Source organism: Flavobacteriales bacterium, from assembly GCA_026129465.1.
Lineage (GTDB): Bacteria > Bacteroidota > Bacteroidia > Flavobacteriales_F > PHOS-HE28 > PHOS-HE28.
The window spans coordinates 3,774,336-3,793,715 of sequence record JAHCIA010000001.1 but is presented as its reverse complement, the minus strand read 5'-3'; the positions used below and the strand labels follow the sequence as shown (position 1 = coordinate 3,793,715).

Annotated in this window: 10 protein-coding genes; 2 read left to right on the top strand and 8 right to left on the bottom strand. The window is 64.1% G+C overall.

Features of this window, described 5'->3' with window-relative positions; translation table 11 throughout:
• From KIT10_15925 to truA, 4 genes are all read right to left on the bottom strand, one after another.
• A complete protein-coding gene (locus KIT10_15925; protein ID MCW5900746.1) occupies nucleotides 1-3,432 on the bottom strand; it encodes a gliding motility-associated C-terminal domain-containing protein in 3,432 nt (1,143 codons plus the stop codon).
• A 60-nt stretch (nucleotides 3,433-3,492) separates the two neighbouring features.
• Nucleotides 3,493-7,614, bottom strand: a complete 4,122-nt coding sequence (locus KIT10_15920) for a PKD domain-containing protein (GenBank protein MCW5900745.1) — start codon at nucleotides 7,612-7,614, stop codon at nucleotides 3,493-3,495.
• A gap of 192 nt (nucleotides 7,615-7,806) precedes the next feature.
• Nucleotides 7,807-9,594, bottom strand: coding sequence for an ABC transporter ATP-binding protein (locus KIT10_15915; protein MCW5900744.1), 1,788 nt, complete (start codon nucleotides 9,592-9,594; stop codon nucleotides 7,807-7,809).
• Complete coding sequence (gene truA, locus KIT10_15910) at nucleotides 9,591-10,373, bottom strand: tRNA pseudouridine(38-40) synthase TruA (protein MCW5900743.1); 783 nt, start codon at nucleotides 10,371-10,373, stop codon at nucleotides 9,591-9,593. The genes KIT10_15915 and truA overlap by 4 nt, the downstream gene beginning before the upstream one ends.
• 128 nt (nucleotides 10,374-10,501) lie before the next feature.
• Here truA and KIT10_15905 point away from each other — a divergent pair, with 128 nt between their 5' ends.
• Together KIT10_15905 and KIT10_15900 are read left to right on the top strand one after the other, a co-directional pair.
• Nucleotides 10,502-11,005: a metallophosphoesterase family protein gene (locus tag KIT10_15905; protein ID MCW5900742.1), complete on the top strand. Its 504-nt coding sequence runs from the start codon at nucleotides 10,502-10,504 to the stop codon at nucleotides 11,003-11,005.
• A 72-nt stretch (nucleotides 11,006-11,077) separates the two neighbouring features.
• Nucleotides 11,078-11,386, top strand: a complete 309-nt coding sequence (locus tag KIT10_15900; GenBank protein ID MCW5900741.1) for a septum formation initiator family protein — start codon at nucleotides 11,078-11,080, stop codon at nucleotides 11,384-11,386.
• Nucleotides 11,387-11,390: 4 nt separating this feature from the next.
• On the opposite strand, the gene KIT10_15895 is transcribed toward KIT10_15900, so the two are convergent.
• From KIT10_15895 to KIT10_15880, 4 genes are all read right to left on the bottom strand, one after another.
• Complete coding sequence (locus KIT10_15895; protein ID MCW5900740.1) at nucleotides 11,391-12,362, bottom strand: hypothetical protein; 972 nt, start codon at nucleotides 12,360-12,362, stop codon at nucleotides 11,391-11,393.
• Entirely contained in the window at nucleotides 12,337-13,758 is a 1,422-nt protein-coding gene (locus tag KIT10_15890) for an MBOAT family protein (GenBank protein ID MCW5900739.1), read from the bottom strand. The genes KIT10_15895 and KIT10_15890 overlap by 26 nt, the downstream gene beginning before the upstream one ends.
• A 61-nt stretch (nucleotides 13,759-13,819) precedes the next feature.
• Nucleotides 13,820-14,992, bottom strand: a complete 1,173-nt coding sequence (locus KIT10_15885) for an efflux RND transporter periplasmic adaptor subunit (GenBank protein ID MCW5900738.1) — start codon at nucleotides 14,990-14,992, stop codon at nucleotides 13,820-13,822.
• Nucleotides 14,989-19,356, bottom strand: coding sequence for a CusA/CzcA family heavy metal efflux RND transporter (locus KIT10_15880; GenBank protein ID MCW5900737.1), 4,368 nt, complete (start codon nucleotides 19,354-19,356; stop codon nucleotides 14,989-14,991). Before KIT10_15880 ends, KIT10_15885 begins: the two co-directional genes overlap by 4 nt.
• Nucleotides 19,357-19,380 lie beyond the last annotated feature (24 nt).

The window sequence follows — 19,380 nt, the reverse complement described above, 5'->3', positions numbered from 1 at the left end:
TTACCGCAGCAGCGTCACGTGCCCGGTGCGCGTGGTAAGCTCCTCGTCCGAACAGCGGTCCTTGAAGGAGATCACGTAGTAGTAGGTGCCATCCGGCACCTTGGAGCCGGAATTGTCCAGGCCACCATTCCACCCCAGCAGCGGGTTGGTGCTCTCGAACATCATCTGGCCCCAGCGGTTGAAGATCTCCATCTTGAAACGTTCCAAGTAGTTGCCGTCCACCTTGAAGGAATCATTCAGGCCGTCGCCATTGGGGCTGAAAACATTGGGCACATTGGTCACACTTTCCGAGAGGGTGATGCGCTCCACCTGGATGGTGTCGCGCACGATGCAGCCCAGTGTGTCCACCGCGAAATAGAAATACTCGCCACTGTCCTCCACGGTGATCGTGGGCGTGGTGGCGCCGTTGTTCCACAGCACGGTGGAGACCGGGAAGGGCACGGACAACGACACGGGGTCGCCGGGGCAGGCGAGCACATCGGGCAGGCCTGGGGGCGGCGGCTGCAGGGCTACAACCACGGTGTCGCTTCCCACACAGATGCCTTCGGTCACGATCACCCAGTAGGTGCCGGCCTGGCTCACGGTGATCGTCTGGCTTGTGGCCCCTGTACTCCAATTGTATGTATCGAAACCAGGGCCTGCGTCGACCAGGATGGATACGCCATCGCAGATCGACGCCACGGGCGGCAGCTCTATTTCGATGGATGGTACCTCCAATTCGATGGTCTGGGTGATGGAGGCCGTTGCGCCGCACAATGGGTCGGTCACCGTCAAGGTCACTTCATAGGTGCCGGGGCCGGGATAGGTGTGCAAGGGGTTGGTGGTGCTGCTGGTGGATCCGTCACCAAAGAGCCAGCCGTAGTTCATGCCGGGCGTGCCCATGTTGAAGAACTCCGCAGAGGAACCCTGGCAATCGCTGGTGGCGGCCCAATCGAACATGGCCTCCACCTCCGGCGGATCGATGATGGTCACGGACACGTAGGCCGTATCGGCGAAGTTGCAGGAGTTCTCGTCCGTGCCGATCAGCATCACGGTATACTCACCTGGTGCACCGTAGGTGTGGGTGATGGGTGTGCCGGTGAGCCCCGTGGTGCCGTCGCCCAGGTCCCACCACCAATCGGAGGCGGTACCAACGGCGGTGAATATCACCGGCGAACCGAGGCAGGCGGTGAGCCCACTGGCGTCCACGTCGATGCCCACGATCACCGCCTGCTCGAAGTCGATCTTGAAGACACCGAGATTGCAGTTGTTGCTGTTGTTGGTGTTGCTCCAGACACCTGGGGTGGTGGGATACGAGAGCAGGCCGCAACCGGCGCACACGGCCTGGTAAACGATGCCATTCTTGTCGAAGCGGCTGGTGCCGCCGTCCACGTGTTCGGCGCTGGTGCCGCCGAAGAAGGTGGCGTAGCCCAATGCCTCCCCCTCGGGCTGCAGCATCATCAGGTAGAAGTCGCTTCCGTTGGTGGTGCTTTGGAAGGCGTCGGGCGTCACCGGCAGGTTGAAGGTGGAACTGCTCAGGCCCGCGGAGCCGAAAGAGTTGGTGCTGCCGGCCCATCCGCTGAAGTAGATCTGGTCGCAATTGCTCACCAGGAAAGCCGAAGGCGAGATGTGTTCGCTGCCCAAGCCGCCGATCCGCGTGCTCCAAATGGAAGTGGAGAGGTCCGCGCTGAACTTGTGGAGGAATTGGGTGGCGTTGGGGTTGTTGTACTTGCCGGGCGTGATCGGATAGGGTCCGGTGGTCTGCCCCACCACGAAGACCTCATCCTGGTTGTTGAGCTGCACGAAGTAGCTCTGGTCGAACCCGGTGGTGCCCACGTAGGTGCGCGACAACAAGGGGGCGCCGGATGGGTGGAAGCGGGCGATGAAGCCATCGGTGCCGCCCTGCAGACCTGCGAAGGCCGCCGGCCCCTGGCCTGCCGGCAGGTTGGTGCTGGTGGTGCCGCCGGTGATGTAGATCTCGCCCGTGCTGGAGATCTGGATGCCGAAGCCGGCGTCCGTTCCCGCGCCGCCGAAATAGGTGGCCCACAACATGGTGGTCAGTTGGGGATCCATCCGGAAGACGTAGGCGTCCACACCACCGGCGATGCTGGATTGTACCGCGTTGGGCGAGGTGAATAGGTTGGCGCTCACCGTGCTGGAGATCACCAACGGCCGTTCTTCGGGATCCATGATGATCTCTCCGCGGAAGGGGTCACCGTAGTTGCGGTTGGTGGGTATCTGCTGGTTCAGGCCGTCGTTGCCGCTGCCACCCACGTATGTGCTGCCTATCAAGGCCGTGGCCGTGCTGTTCAGGTGCACCACCACGATGTCGCTGCCATTGGAATAGCTGAAGCCATAGGAGGTCACCGCGAAAGGCGGGTTGGTGCCCCCGGCGAAGGAGGTCTGCCAGCAGCCGGCCGTGGTGGGGAAATTCAGGGAGTTGGTCGTGCCCAGGATGTAGAGCTCGTCGTTGCTGTTCACCACCATGCTGTGCGGCACCTCGTTGGCCGATCCACCGATGTAGGTGCTCCAAACCAGCGCATTGCCGGTGGGCGTGAACTTGGATATGGCGATGTCATTCTCTCCACCCGCGTAGTTGGGCTGCACCACGCCCACCGTTACGGGATAGCCCGAGCTGCGTACCATGCCCCCCCCGTAGAGATGGCCACTGTCGTCATAGGTGGCGGTGAAGCCGAAGTTGTCACCGAAACTGCCGCTGTAGCTGCTGAACACCACCACAGGGTCGATCACCAGGGGATAGCGCTTGTCATGGCCGTAGGGCAGGTCGAATCGGACGCGGTCGCCCTCCAGCTTGTATCGGCATTCCACCGGCCGCTTGGCGCCATGCACCATCTGCCAGGCCACGGGGCGTTGCTCCACCACACGGCCGGCCGTGGTCTCCACGAAGATCACCCCATGCTCCAGGCGCAGGGCATTCTGGCCCTCGTAGCGCATCACGATGTTCGCGGGGTCCGCGCCGGGCGCCACCAGCCAGTCGTACTTCATGCCGTCGTGCCCATCGATGCGCATGCCGATGCCCGGATAGAGCTCGTGCAGGTCCACCTGGGCATAAACAGGCACCCCACCCGCCCATTGCGCGGGGTCGTTGCCCAGGAAGTAGTTCACGTAGTGCGGCAAGGCATGGCTCCCGTTGTGGCGCTGCGCCGAAGCGCCCTCGAAGCGCACCTTGAAGGCGTGCATGTGCAAGGGCTCGGCAGGACGGTCCTGTTGGGCGTGCGTCATCCGGTCCCCTCCGCTCATCACCAGGTAGGTGAAGGCATCCCGCTCAACGAAGACCGCACCCGTGGGGGTACTGGCCTTGTAGAGCACCTGCTGGGGCCATTGGCCCTTGTTCAGGTGGAATTGCAGGGCGGCGCTCTTGTGGTCGTGGCCGTGGGCGGCAAGACCCAGGGAGATCGACAGGGAAGCGGTGAGGGTGATGGTCCTGATCATAGGTTGTGCAAGATAACAACGCCCCCTCATGACGCGGTGCGCCCGCCGAACGTGGCCCGATCACCGCACCAGGGTCACATGCCCATAGCGCTCGCGTCCACCGGCCTCGCACGGATGGTCGTACCGGATGCGATACACATACACACCGGCCGGCAGCGCCACACTGCGGGTGGTCCCGTCCCACTGGTGCCCCTCCCCCCTGGCGTGCCACAAGGGGTGGCCCCAGCGGTCGAAGACCTCGATCTCCCGCAACAACCCTGTGGCACCGAATACCGCGAAATGGTCGTTCAACCCGTCCCCGTCGGGCGTGAAGGCATTGGGCACGTATACCGCGCCATCGTCCTCGATAACGCGCAGGTGGATGGTATCCGACTGCAGGCATCCCCATGCATCCACGAGGGTGAGCCAATGGTCGCCGGGCGTAAGGATATGGGTGGACAGGCCGGTGGCCCCGTTGCTCCAAAGCGCTTCCTGGCCGGCGATGTTGGAGGCCATATGTACCGCCCTGCCAGGGCAGGCATCCAGCGTGTCGCCCAAAGCCAGCCGGGGCGGCTCTGTAACGGTGAGTGATGCGTTCCCTTGGCACAGTGGCGTGACCACCGTGACCGTATAGGTGCCGGGGGAATCGACCCAGATGGAAGGGCCAGACTGACCGCCGGACCAGGTGAAGGCCCCCTCCTCCGCCACGGCCATCATTTCATTGGTGGCACCGGGGCACAACACCGGATCGCCTTCGATCACCACATGGATGGCGCCCTCCATGATCACCGTTGTTTGTGTCTGGGCGGAAGTGCCACACAAGGGGTCCACCAGCGACAAGGTGATCACATAAGAACCCGCATTGGCGTAGGTGTGTAACTCCGGAGCCTGTTCATAGGTGGTGCCATCGCCCATGTGCCAGGTGGCGATGGCCCAAGAAGCTGCGGTGCTCATATCCACGATACCCACCGTGAGCATGGCGCAATTGCCCACCTGCTGCGCGGCGAATGCCGCCTGGGGCACGGCCTCCGGCTCCACCAGCACGGGCAGTTCCAAGCTCGAAGGTGGCGCACAACCCAAGGGGTCGCTCACGGTCAGGGTCAGCGTATGCGCACCGGCTTCCGTGAAGACATGGGTGATGTCCGTTGTGGTGTAGCTGGCACCATCGCTGGTGGTCCAGAGGATCACAGGCGCCACCCCGATGCTGGAATCGGAAGCGATCACGGTGACCTGGCCGCAGCCCGGCACCAACTCCCATGTGAAGCCGGCTTCCAGCACGGTCACATCCGGCACGGCCAGAACATATTGGGCCGTATCGGCGAGGTTGCATGACAGGCTGTCCGTAACGAACAGCGTGATGGTGAACGAACCGGGTACCGCGAAGAGGTGCTCTACAGAAGCCGTTTGCAGCAGCGTTCCATCGCCCATGTCCCAGGAATGGACCGGTGCCATACCAGTGCTTGCATCCGTTGCCACAAAGAGCACCCCGCTGCAATCCGTGGTCAATTCCACATCGAACGCGGCTGCGACCAAGACACCCGGTTCCACCGTGACCCACTGCTGCGCCGTATCCGAGGAGGCGCACACTCCCGTGGAGATCACCACATGCGTGATCCAGTAGCCGCCTGCCGCTTGGTACACATGGCTCAGCACCGGTCCTTCATATTCCGCACCATCGCCCGTGGACCACGCGTGCAGCACATCCGGGACATCATCCGCCACGGCATCCACCTGAAGTCCTGCGCAGAAGTCGGTTGCCAGATCGAACGCGGCCGATAGCGCGACCGGGGCATGTACTTGTACGGCCAGGAAGATGGTGTCCCCATGGTCGCAGATGCCATCGCCCATGGTGATGAAGGCGATCTGGTAAGCCCCGGGCGCATCATACACATGCCAGGTCCCCACGGAGGTCTGCGTCGGGCTGCCGTCACCAAAGTCCCATACGGCCATTACTCCCACACCAAGCTGACCGAACTGCACCGTGTCGTTCACACAGACGACTGTGGGTGATGCATAGGGCTGTGGCGGAATGGTCACTTCGTCCATGCGCAGCTTGTAGATCCCACCTTCCCCATAAACGGTCAAGAGTGCCGGCCCGAAAGCCCCGGGGGTGGTGGGAAATACTCCGAAGGGGATCACATCATTGCAAGCGGCGAGATAGAGCACACCGTCCTCATCATAGCGCGCCCGCCCGCCATAGGCATGGTTGGAGCCTTGCAGGTACGTAGCCTGCGCCAAGCCCGCCATGTTGGGCGCATACACCGACACGTACAGACCACCCGTGGACCAGAGGGCATCGGGGGTCACTTCCAGATCGGGCCTGGCGAAAATGATGGTACTCATCAACCGCCCACAGAGGTCCACATCAAAAGCCACCGGAATGGGTGGAAAAATGTTGCCGTTGCCATCCGAAAGGGGTGGATGCACCCTGGAACTGAAGATGCGCGTGGAAAGGCTGGCATCGAGTTTCATGAAGAAGTTGGTGCCATCCGCATGGTGATGGATATCCGCGGGATGAAGCTCCATTTGCACCCCCGATGACATACCATGCAGATAGACGTCACCAGCATTGTCGATCACGATGAAATTGGCCTCGTCCCAGGCCGGAGTACCCACGTAGGTGGCATGGAGAATGGTGGAGAGATCGGCGCTGAAATGCACCACAAACCCATCCACGCCGCCCTGGTTCACGGGCTGGTAGGCACCGGGGGTGGTGGGCAATGCTCCCATGGTCGCACCACACACGTAGGGTTCACCTGCGGCGTTGAAGGCGATATCGTGGATCATGTCCGCGCTCAATGTGCCCAGGTAGGCGCCGTGGACCATGGTGGAGAGATCGGGCGACATGCAGAAGATGACACCGTTCTGGAAGTTCATGAACGGTGGCTGGTAGGCCCCCGGCGTGGTGGGGAACGAAGCACCGAGCGTGGCCCCCACCACCCAGATCCGCCCCTGAGCATCAAGCTTGAGATCTCCCTGGTGATTGTCCTGATACTCGAAGACCAATGAATTGTACCCATTCACATTTCCGGATCCCACGTACGTGGAGCCGACCAGCCCGGACCCATCCTGGGTGAAGCGTGTGATGGCCATGTCCCCCACTCCGTTGAAGGAAGGGTCGAACGCATTCGGCGTTACGGGGTAGTCGTGTGATGCAGTATTGGCATAAAGGATCAACTCGCCATCCGGCGCGACACGCATGGCTATGGGAAGGTCCGTGCCCGTACCGCCCAGGTATGTGCCGAACAACAACTGCGTTCCATCGGCGGAGTACTTGCCGATGACGATATCGTATGCCCACTCGGGATCCCCGATGACATTGTTCGAGGTCTGCCCGAAGGCACCAAGGGTGACCGGGAAGAACAGTGATGCCGTGTATCCGCACATGATCGGGTTGCCCATGGCGTCATGGGTGGCGCTAACGGCCCTGACCGTCCCGGTCCAGAACTGGGTCATACCGGAAAGGGTGCATGCGAGCAACTGCGGATCGATGACCACCGGGCGGGCCGGATCCACACCCGGTGCGAATGCGAAACCCACCTGGTCGCCCACCAATGTGAACCGGCATGGCACGGCCTCCCTGCGGCCATCGGCATACCACGCCACAGGCGCCATCTCCATCAATTCACCCATGGAGGTCACAATGGTCAACCTGCCCTCGGCATCGAGGAAGATCCCGTCATGTCCCTCATACAGGAAGCCCACCACGCCCACTTGGTCCGCCCGGGCAAGTAGCACATCGTACTTGAAACCCGTACCGTTCTGGTGGAACAGCATATCCACACCGTCCCACAGCCCCTGGTAACGCACCGCCTCATAGGACCTGACATGCGAGGCCCAGCGCTGTGGATCCTGCCCCTTGATGAAATGGTATCGTGCCTGGCCCGGCCGCTCCCCCGCCACGAGCACATCCGGTGATGCACCCTGGAACCGCATGCGCCAGGCGTGGCCTTTCACGTGGCTCGGCGATGGAATGGCACCTTGCTTCGGACATCCCGCATGGCCGTCCGGACCGCCTGCGCTCACCCACGACAATGTGATCGCATCGCGCTCCATGAAAACATGCAGGTCACCGTGGGCTGCTCTGAACAGCGATGGATCGTCCCACTGGCCCCTGTTCTCCAGGAAGGCACCTTGCCCGGCGATCACATCCTCCGGAAGTCCCTTGATCGGCGCGGCTTCCGACGCCGGAGCGAACAGCATATGCAGGATCACAGCATATGCCCATCGCGCGATCGGACCAGCGGCCCTGTCGCCTTTACCATGCCAGTTCGATATTGGGAACATGGTGGTGGAACCATGGTGTCATGTAAACCTAAGCACCATGCCGCGCCCGAGTTAATACCCCACGGGGAACGGTCACGACCGCTGCGTCAATGGCGGCAAGCCACCCTGCTACCGGAACTGCAGATCGTACAGCTTGCGGTAGCGGCCGTTCTGGGCCAGCAGCTCCTGGTGGTCGCCCGACTCCACGATACGGCCCGCATCGAGCACCAGTATCCGGTCGGCGCCCTGCACGGTGCTGAGGCGGTGGGCGATGACGATGCTGGTGCGCCCCTTCGTGAGCCGCTCGGTGGCCTGCTGGATGAGCTGCTCGCTGGTGCTGTCCACGCTGCTGGTGGCCTCGTCCAACACCAGCACCTTGGGGCGGTGCACTGCCGCGCGGATGAAGGCGATCAGCTGCCGCTGTCCGGTGCTGAGGATGCCCCCCCGCTCACGCACCTCCGTGTCATAGCCCTTCGGAAGCCGCATGATGAAGTCATGCGCACCCACCTCCTGGGCTGCCGCGATCACATCCTCGCGGGTGATGGCGGGGTCGTTCAGCGTGATGTTGTGGTGGACCGTGTCGCTGAAGAGGAACACGTCCTGCAGCACCACGGCGATGCTGCGGCGCAGGTCGGCCAGCCGGTAGTCGCGGATGTCGCGCCCGTCCAGCGTCACACGCCCGCGTTGGTGGTCGTAGGCCCGGCTCAACACGTTGATGATGGAGCTCTTGCCAGACCCCGTCGCGCCCACCAGGGCCACCATCTCCCCTGCCCGCACGGAGAAACTCACGTCCTTCAGCACGAAGTCGTCCTCCGCATAAGCGAACCAGAGCCCCTCGAAGGCGATGTCGCCGCGCAGGTCCTCCGTGCCCAGCGTACCGCGATCGGCGATGCCGGCCTCGGTGTCCAGCACCTTGAAGACGCGCTCGCTGCCCACCATGCCCATCTGCAGCACATTGAACCGGTCGGCCAACTGACGGATGGGCCGGAAGAGCATGTTGATGAAGAAGATGAAGATGAAGATGTCGCCCACCGTGGCGCCACCGCCCAGCACATCCTTCACACCCCACCACACCAGGAAGGCGAGCGAAATGGCACTGAGGATCTCCACCACCGGGAAGAAGATGCTGTAGGCGAGCACACTGCGGATGTGCGCCTTGCGGTGTTCGCGGTTGATCGCCTGGAACTTCTCGTACTCCTGCCGCTCACGGCCGAATAGCTGCACCACGGACATGCCCTGGATGTGCTCCTGCACGAAAGCGTTCAAACGGGCCACCTGGGTGCGCACATCCTGGAAGCTCTTGCGGATGCTGTTCTTGAAGATGTTGGTGGACCATAGCAACAGCGGTATGGGCACCATGCTCAGCAGCGCCAGCTCCCAGTTCCATACGAACATGGCCACCACCACCACGGCCAGTTTCAGCAGGTCGCCCAGTATCAGCAGCAGGCCCTGGGAGAAGATCTGGTCGATGGTCTCGATGTCGCTCACCACGCGGGTCACCAGTGTGCCGATGGGCGTGCGGTCGAACCAGCGGAGCTTGAAGCCCATGATCCGCGCGTAGAGCTTCTGCCGCAGGTCGAAGGTGACGGCCTGGCCGAGCCAGCTGGTCCAGTAGGCCTGGTAGAACTGGATGATGGTCTCGACCACCAGAAGGCCGCAGACGATCAAGGCGGCATGCAGCAGGCCCTGCGCGTCACCGGTCATGGCGTGGTCGTCGATCATACGGCCCATGATCAACGGGCGCACCACGCCAAGGCCCGCCAGCACAATGGTGAGCGTGAAGGTGATCCAGAACGTGAGGCGGTAGGGCCCGGTGAAGGCGAAGACGCGGCGGAAGAGCGCGCCGTCGAATGCCTTGCCCTGCGCGCTGGTGGATGCGGGCGACGTGGTGGCGGTGGTGGCGGCGGCGTTGCTCATGTGGCCAGCCCGGTGTTGAGCGGCCCGGTCGCCGTGTCGATGAATGGATAGACGACGTGTTCCAGGTAGAGGCCGCAAGCGGAAGCGGCCCGCCCTGCCGCCTGGCGGTCGCGCGCGGCGAGCACGGTGCCCATGTGCTCCGGCGTGGCCAAGCCCTTGCCAATGCGAAGGCTCGTGCCCACGATGGCGCGCACCATGTTGCGCAGGAAGCGATCGGCCTTGATGCGGAAGAGGTAGCCGTTGGGCCTCGTGGCCCATTCCGCCTGCCGTACATCGCAGATCATCGTCTTCACATCACTGCCCGCCTTGCAGAAGCTGCTGAAATCCTGACGGCCGATCAGCACCTGGCAGGCCGTGTTCATGGCCTCCACGTCCAGCGTGGGACGCAACGGATGCGAGCGGTCCTGCAAAAAGGGATCCTTCTCCCGGTGGATGCGGTAGGCGTAGCCGCGCTCGGTGGCGCTGAACCGCGCATGCGCGTCGTCGGCCACGGGGATGGTGCGGTACACGGCGATATCCCCCGGCAGCAGGCTGTTCAGGCTGTAGGCGAAGCGCTCGCCCAAGCTGCGGTCGTCAGGCACATCGAAGTGCGCATAGTAGCGCGACGCATGCACCCCGGTATCCGTCCGTCCGCAGCCCACCGCGTTCACCTTCTCCAAATGCAGCGCGAAACGCAGGGCACGCTCCAGCTCGGCCTGCACGCTGGGCGCCGCCGGCTGGAACTGCCAGCCCTTGTAAGCCGTGCCGTTGAAGGCGAGTTCAAGGAAGTAGCGGGGCATGCTCGGAACAGCCGCCATGGGCATACCATACCATATGCCCAGGACGCGGGGCGCAAAGGTACCCCGGGGGAATATCCTGCCCGATCCGCCCATCGAGCGCATCGGCGGATCGCCCATCTTCACGGCCCATCATGCGCATCGGTCTCCTCTCCGACACCCACGGCTGGCTCGACCCCCGGCTGGAGGAGCACTTCGCGGCCTGCGATGAGATCTGGCATGCGGGCGACATTGGCGGCGCGGCCGTGGCGGTCGAACTGGCACGCTGGAAACCGCTGCGGGCCGTGTGGGGGAACATCGATGGCACGGACCTGCGCAAGGCCTGGCCTGAGCACCAACGTTTCACGGTGGAAGGTGTCCGCGTCTGGATCACCCACATCGGTGGCCGGCCACCGCGCTACGACCGCGCGGTGATCGACGAACTGCGCCGCGACCCACCCGGCCTCTTCATCTGTGGGCACTCGCACATCCTGCTGGTGAAGCACGATCCCGCCCTCGGCTGCCTGTACATGAACCCCGGTGCGGCGGGCCACCACGGCTGGCACAAGGTGCGCACAGCCCTGCGCTTCACCCTGGCGGAAGGTCGGCCCAAGGACCTGGAGGTGATCGAGTTGGGACCGCGTGGCGGCCGATGAACGATCGATCGTGGAATACGCCGACCCGCGCTTTACGCGTTCTCCATCGGCCCCCGGGTACTTTCGTCCACGATGGAAAAGCTGCTTGCCAGGATCCCCCGGCCCTTGCGGAACCGCTACGGCATCGCGGCCCTGGGCCTGCTGGTCTGGATCGCCGTTTTCGACCGCAACGATCTGTGGTCCAATTGGAAGAACATGCGCGAGCTGGACCGGATGGAGGACCAGAAGGCCTGGTACCGGGCGGAGATCGAACGCACACGCGAGCAACTGCACGAACTGGACAGCGACCGCGAACTGCTGGAGAAGTTCGCCCGCGAGCGTTACCTGATGAAGCGCGACAACGAGGACATCTTCGTGCTGGTGGCGCCCCAGGAGCGCTGACCCCTCATTCCGCGCAACACCATGCCGGTGCGAAGGCGCAGAGATCCCGTACCGTGATCGCCGTGCGTTGCGCACGCCCCCAGGCCCGCGGATGATAGCGTGTGTCGTGGAAGGCGCTGTCCGGGAACACATGGTCGCCAGCACGACCGATCCACGGGATGGCTGCCTCGTCGAAAGCTTCCTGGATGGCTTTCGCCCGGCTCGCATCGAAGCCTGTTTCCGCTTGACAGGGCCAGAGGAAGACGACCTGGGCGCCACGCGCTTCCGCTGAGGTCACGAGCTCCCGCGCGATGCGCAACGTGCCCCGTCCCACCGGCGGTGCATCATCGTCCAGGCCATCGCTTTCCAATTCCACCGGCTTGGGAAGCGCAAGGTGCGCGAGCATGTCACCACGCGAATCGAATCCATCGGCGCGGTAGAGTGGATGCCCACCGTCGCCGCGCCATTTGCCGCGCAGCTTTCTCCAAAGGCTCTGTGCCCGCAGCACGGCGACACCCATCACCAGGCGCGGGCGGTCCATCCAGGGCATCAAGCCGAGTGTCCAAGGCAGTCGATCGATGAGCTGGTAATGGACATCGCCTTGTTTCTCCGGGCGTGCCACGTTGGATGGCTCCAGCGACACAAGCACCAGGTCGCCGGGGCCGAGCTCGTACTTCACCTCATCCACCATGTGGCGGAAGCCAAGGCCCGCATGGATGCCCATGTTCACCACCGGCAGGCACAACACATTTTCCAATTCACCGCTGTCCATGCCGAAAGCCATGTTGCTGCCCCCCACCAGCACCACTTTGGGCGATCCCAGCGACCGCAGCCGCGCGTGCTTCGCTTTCACCGCCTCCAGGTAGTCCACCGGAGTCACCGGTGGCCCCCACAACAGCAAGGCCATCAAGGGCAACAGCACCAGCGCAGCGAAACCAGCGGCCCGCACGAGCAATGCGCCCGGCCCTTGATCAGAATTGGAAGTAGATGAACTCACGGCTCGTATGAAGATCCAGGTGGAGGAGGATGACGGTCAGAATGAGCAGATAAATGGCCCAACGGAACGGCGTCGAAGCAGGCAGGATGACCAGCGCATGCGGATGATGTCGAGCACGCCATTCCACGATCAGCATCGCGGCGATCATGAACAACTCGGGCCGCACCAGATGCAACAGCAGCGCGCCCGGATGGAGCGCCACGTTCACCGCCATGTGCTGGAGATAGGAGACGGCGTGTTCCATGCCCGTGGCGCGGAAGAAGACCCACGTGAGCGTGACGAGCAGGAAGGTGCCGAGGATGCGTGGCAGATCGCGCAGCACGGCGTCGTCGCGGTGCGAGCGGCGATCGGACCAAACGGCGGGCGCATGGTAGAGGCCATGCAGCGTTCCCCAGCCGATGAAGTTCCAGTTGGCGCCATGCCACAGGCCGCTCACGGCGAAGGTGACCAGGATGTTGCGCATGCGGCCACCACGTCCGCGCCAGCCACCGAGCGGGATGTACACATAGTCGCGGAACCACGAGCTGAGCGTGATGTGCCAGCGGCGCCAGAACTCGCCGATGCCGCGGCTGAAATAGGGATAGGCGAAGTTGCGGCTGAGGTTGAAGCCGAAGAGGCGCGCCATGCCGATGGCCATGTCCGAGTAGCCGCTGAAGTCACCGTAGATCTGGAAGGCGAAGAAGAAGGCGCCGAAAAAGAGCGTGATGCCGGGCGTGTCGGCCGGGGCGCCCGCGAAAATGTCGTTGACGATCGGCGCGCAGGTGTCGGCGATCGCGATCTTCTTGAAGAAGCCCCAGAGCATCTGTCGCAGTCCGTCGCGGGCGCTGTCGAGATCGAAGCGCCGGATCGACCCGAACTGCGGCAACAGATCGCGCGCGCGCTCGATGGGGCCCGCCACCAGCTGTGGGAAGAAGGCCACGAAGGCGAAAAAGGCCGGTGCATCACGCGTGGGGCGTATCAGCCCGCGGTGGATGTCGATGGTGTAGCTGAGCGTTTGGAAGGTGTAGAAGCTGATCCCCACGGGTAGCACGATCCTTAGCACGGGCAGGTGCGCCTGCAGGCCGATCGTTTCGAGTAGCGCTGCGAAACCGCCGATGAAGAAATTGAAGTACTTGAAGAAGCCGAGGATGCCGAGGTTGATGGCGATGCTCAGGACAAGCAGCCAGCGGCGGTGGCGTGGATCGCCGCTGCGGTGGATGGCCGGCCCGATGAGGAAGTCGGCCAGCGAGCTCACGATGATCAATCCCAGGAATCGCCAATCCCACCAGCCATAGAAGAACCAGCTTGCGCCGAGCAGGAAGAGGTTGCGCGCCCGGACCCTCCCCGCGAACAACCACCAGTAGGCCACAAAGACCACCGGCAGAAAGACCAGAAAGGCGAAGGAGTTGAACAGCATGGCCCCCGGCGAAAGTAGCCGGGACCATGGGAGTTGCCCATGGTCTGCGCCCTACACCAACTCAATGGTCATGCCCGTCCGCACCCTCCAGCATGCTCCACAGGTAGAACACACCGCCTGCCGCGAACAGCGCTCCCTGTGGGATCGGTCCGTCCGGGGTGAACGCCGTCCATCCCCCCCGGCTGACGCCCGGCACCACGGGGATACGCTGGAACACGGTATGCCCGGGCGTGTCGTCCAACAGCAGGAAGAGGTAGCCCATGTCGCCGCTGCGTTGCATCGCCGCATCGGGCACTGCCAGTAGCTCCGCGCCTCCTGCGGGGATCATGGCCGCCACGCTCATGCCTTCCACCAGTTGCTCGCTGCCTTCCTCCACGTGGGCATGCACCGGTATGCTGCGCCCGTCGGCATCGAAAGTGCGGCCAATGCTGAAGATGTCGCCCCGAAAGGTGCGGCCCGGAAGGTTCATCACGTGGAAATCGAACTCCACACCTTCCTTCAGCAGGGCCAGGTCGCGCTCGTAGGCGTTGAGGTGCACGTGGAAGTGGTCCAGGTCGATCACCTCCAGCAGTACGGTGGTGGGCTCCACGCGGCCGTCGAGGAAGACGCGGATGCCGTTCACGCGCCCATCGATGGGACTGCGCAGCGTGAAGCGCTCGGCTATGCCGTCCTGCGCCAGACGGTCGGGGTCGGCGCCCATCAACCGAAGCTGCGCAGCCAGTGAATTGCGCCGCGCATCGAGCTGTGCCGCATCACTGCCGGCCTGTTCAAGCGTTTTGCGCGCGGTGGCCTCCCCTTCCATCAGGGTGCGTTGGCGCTCCAGCTCCGCAGCGGTACGCTTGCTCTCGGCCGCCACGGTGAGGTACTCCTCCTGCATGCGGATGAAGGCCATGTCGGTGAGCGCCACCAGCGGCTGCCCCTTGCGCACATGGTCGCCTTCGTCCACCATCACCGCCACCACCTTGGCGCCAATGGGACTGGTGAGTTGGGCCTTGCTCACCGGCGAGGCCATCACGCGGCCTGTAAGACGCAGGTGGCCTTCCATCTCGCGCATTTGGGCGGTGACGGTGGTGATGCCGAGCGTGGCCATCTGAGCGGAGTCCAGCACCACCTCATCGTCGTGGGCGTGCTCATCCGCGTGGGCGCTGTGGTTCTCCTCCTGCGGCGCAGGGGCTCCACATCCCGCCATCAGCAGGGCAGCAAGGAAGGGAATGGATGGAATGTGGCGTTTCATCGTGCGGGGGTGAATGGGAACAGCGTTCCGGTGAAGTGGTCGAGTTGGATGAGGGCCTCGAGGTAGGCGGCCCGTGCCTGGATGCGGCCCAGTCGGAGGTCGGTGCTTTGGACCAGCAGGGTGGTGAGTTCCACGTAGCCGATGTCGCCGGCACGGTAGGCCTGTGTGGCGCTGCGTTCGATCACATCGGCCTGTCCGGCCAGCGGACCGTCATAGGCCAGCCAGGCCTCCCGGGACTGCTGCGCGCGTTCCCGTGCCGAGCGATATCCCGCGTCCAGGTCGGCACGGAGCTGTTCGGCCTGCTCGTGTGCGATGCGCTCCTGCAAACCGGCCGTCTTGATCCGTGACCGGTGGTCCCAGAAGGCGATGGGCAGGCCGATGCCCAGGCTGTAGCCGCGGAAGAGGTCGTCCGCTCCGGTCACGGCACGCGGACCACCTTCGTTCATATACAGGCGTTGATCGAACCAGCGGGCCTGGAGGTCCGGCAGCGTGGCGTGGCGCTCCACATTGCGCTGGCGTTCGGCCATGCGCACTTCGCGTTGCGCGCTCTCCAGCAGCGGGTGCGCTCCGAGGGCATCGGGCACAGGCGGGAAGCTCACCTCAGGAACGGGTTGCTCGGCGCTGGGCACGAACACACGCTCCGTGCGGAGCAGGCGTTGCAGTTCCAGCTGTGCGATGGCCAGCGCACGATCGGCGCGGTCGCGTTGCACGGCCACCTGCTGGCGGCGCGCCAGGGCGGATGCCTTCTCCACCAAGGGCGCTTCACCGGTGGAGTGACGGAGTTCGGCCACATGCACCAGATCCGTGTACATGCTGTCCAGCGTGCGCAGCAGGGTGGCTTCGGCCAGGGCCTGTTCCAGCGCGGTCCATGCCATGCGCACATCACGCTCCAGGTCGCGGGCGGCGGCATCGTAGCGCGCTTCGGCCCAGCCCACACGCTCGCGCGCCACGGCGCTGCGGGCGCCGTACACCGTGGGGAACTCGATGCGCTGCGCGAGTCCCATCTTGAAGATGCCCTGCGGGAAGCTCGGCGCGATGTCCTCGTTCTCCAGGAAGAAGGTGGTCTTGTCGAAGCTCCAGGCACTGCCCTTCGCGGCTTCGGCCTGCTCTACCATCAGCGCGGCTGCCTCCAGCATGCCGTTGTTGCGGAAGGCCAGGTGCAGGGCGCTATCCAGCGGAAGGGTCTCCACGTGCTGGGCATTGGATGCCGTGGGCATGAGCAGGGCGACCAGTATGACGGTGGCAGGAGCCTTCGCCTTGCCGCCTTTCTTGAACAACACGTAAAGCACGGGCAGCACCACCAGCGTGAGCAAGGTGGCGGTGATCAAGCCGCCGATGACCACCGTGGCCAGCGGCCGCTGCACCTCGGCGCCCGCGCTGCCGCTGAGGGCCATGGGCAGAAAACCCAGCGAGGCCACACTGGCGGTCATCAGCACAGGACGCAGGCGCATCACCGTGCCCTGGCGCACACGATCCAGCACATCAAGGACGCCCTCCTTCGCCAGCTGCTGGAAGGTACTGATGAGCACCATGCCGTTGAGCACAGCCACGCCGAAGAGCGCGATGAAGCCGACGCCAGCGCTGATGCTGAAGGGCATGTCGCGCAGGTAGAGCGCCGCGATGCCACCGATGGCGCTCAGCGGAACCGCCGTGAAGATGAGCAGCGCATCGGGCAGCGATCGGAAGGTGAAGTAGAGCAGCCCGAGGATGAGCAGCAGGGCCAGCGGAACGGCGATGCTGAGCCGCTCCTTGGCTTCCACCAGGTTCTGGTACTGCCCACCGAAGGTGCGGTAATAGCCCGGTGGCAGTTTGATGGCGGCATCCACGCGGGCCTCGATGTCGGCCACCAGGCTCTCCACGTCCCGTCCGTGGGCATTCACGCCCACGTAGATGCGGCGCTGGGCGTTCTCGTGGGTGATCTGGGCCGGCGCGTTCTCATAGCCCACGTGCGCCACCTGTTCCAGCGGCATCAGCTGGCCCCTGTCCGTGCGCACGTAGAGCCTCGATACGTCCTCGATCCCACGGCGGGCGCCGGTATCGGCACGTACCACCAGGTCGAAACGGCGCTCGTTCTCATAGATGCTGCCGGCATGTTCACCCGCGAAGGCCGCGCTCACGGTGCCGTTCAACGCATCGATGCTGGTGCCCATCATGGCCATGCGCTCCCGGTCGTAGCGCACGGTGATCTGCGGCAGGCCGGACACGCGTTCCACCTGCGGCGGTCCGGCACCCGGCACCTGCTGCACGATGGCCGCGATGCGCTCGGCGTACTTCAGCAGGGTATCCAGATCGGGACCGTAGACCTTGATGGCGATGTCCTGCCGCACGCCGGTCATCAGCTCGTTGAAGCGCATCTGGATGGGCTGGTTGATCTCGAAAAGCACACCGGGTATGGTCTGCAGGGCCTTCAGCATGGTGTCCGCCAGTGTCCAGTAGTCCTGCGTGGTGGTCCACTCGCGCTTGTCCTTCAACATGATCATCATGTCCGTCTGTTCCGGGCTCATCAGGTCGGTGGGCACTTCGGCGGTGCCGGTCTTGCCCACCACCATCTTCACCTCGGGGAAGCGCATCAGTTTCTGCTCTACCAGCTTGTTGTTGGCCACGCTGGCGCTGAGCGAACTGCCCTGCGGCAGGATGCTGTGGAAGGCGAAGTCGCCCTCCTCCAATTGCGGGATGAACTCACCGCCCATGCGCTGGAAGCCGTACACGCTGATGGCCAGCAGCACGATGGCGGTGCCCACCACGGCCACCTTGTGCCGCAGCACGCGCTCCAGCGTGGGCTTGTACACCGCTTCCACGGCGCCCATCATGCGGTCGCTGAAGTTGGGTTTCTCCTGCCCGGTGCGCCGCTTGATGAACAGCGCGCTCATCACCGGCACGTAAGTGAGGCTCAGAATGATGGCGCCCAGGATGGCGTAGGCCACGGTCTGCGCCATGGGTCCGAACATCTTCCCTTCGATGCCGCTGAGCGAGAGGATGGGGATGTAGACGATGAGGATGATCAGCTGACCGAAGGTGGCGGCGTTCATCATGCGGCTGGCCGCAGTGGTCACCTCGCCATCCATCTGCGGCTTGGTCAGCACAGCATGTTCGCGCCCGTGGTGCAGGCGGTGCAGCACGGCCTCCACGATGATCACCGCACCGTCCACGATGAGGCCGAAATCGATCGCGCCCAGGCTCATCAGGTTGCCGGTGACGCCAGTGAGGTCCATGAGGATGAGCGCGAAGAGCATGCTGAGCGGGATCACCGAGGCCACGATAAGGCCGGCGCGCAGCTGACCGAGGAAGAGCACCAGCACCAGGATCACGATCAGCGCGCCCTCCAGCAGGTTTTTCTGCACCGTGGCGATGGCGCGCCCCACCAGCGCCGTGCGGTCCAGGAAAGGGTCGATCATCAGGCCGTCGGGCAGGTTCTTCTCGATCGTGGCCAGGCGATCCTTCACGGCGGCCACCACGTCGTTCGCGTTCTGGCCCTTCAGCATCATCACGATGCCGCCCACCACCTCGCCCTCGGCGTTGCGCGTCATGGCCCCATAGCGCGGCGCGTGGCCCCGCCGCACGGTGGCCACATCGCGCACCAGCACGGGGGCGCCTTCCTCCGGGGTGAGCACCACGATGCGGCCGATGTCCTCCATGCCCTTGGCGATGCCCACGCCGCGGATGTAATACGCGTTGCTGCCACGCTCGATGTAGGCGCCACCCGTGTTGGCATTGTTGCGCTCCAGGGCTTGCAGCACATCGCCGATGCCCAGGCCCATGCCTTGGAGGCGCATGGGGTCCACGGCCACTTCGAACTGCTTGAGGTAGCCACCGAAGCTGTTGATCTCCGCCACCCCCGGCGTGCCCATCAACTGGCGGGCGATGATCCAGTCCTGCACCTCGCGCAGGGCCATGGCATCGTAGATCCCCTCGAAGCCTGGCTTGGGGTGGATCACGTACTGGTACACCTCGCCGAGGCCCGTGCTGAGCGGTGCCAGGTAGGGCTGCTCCACGCCGGGCGGCAGGTCGCCACGGACCAGTTGAAGCCGCTCGTTCACCAGCTGGCGGGCCAGGTAGGTGTCGAAGCGGTCGTCGAACACGATGGTGACCTGGCTGACCCCGAAGCGTGAGATGCTGCGCAGCTCATGCACCTCCGGCAGGTTGCCGAGCGCCTGTTCGATGGGGTAGCTCACGAACTGCTCCACCTCCAGCGTGGCGAGCGTGGGCGCGATGGTGATCACCTGCACCTGGTTGTTGGTGATGTCGGGCACGGCATCCACCGGCAGGCGGGTGATGGCGCGGATGCCCAGGGCGATCAGCACCAAGGTGCCGAGGCCGATGACCAGCTTGTGCTGGACGGAATACCGGATGATCTTCTCGATCATGGTCGTCGGGATCAGGAATGGGAA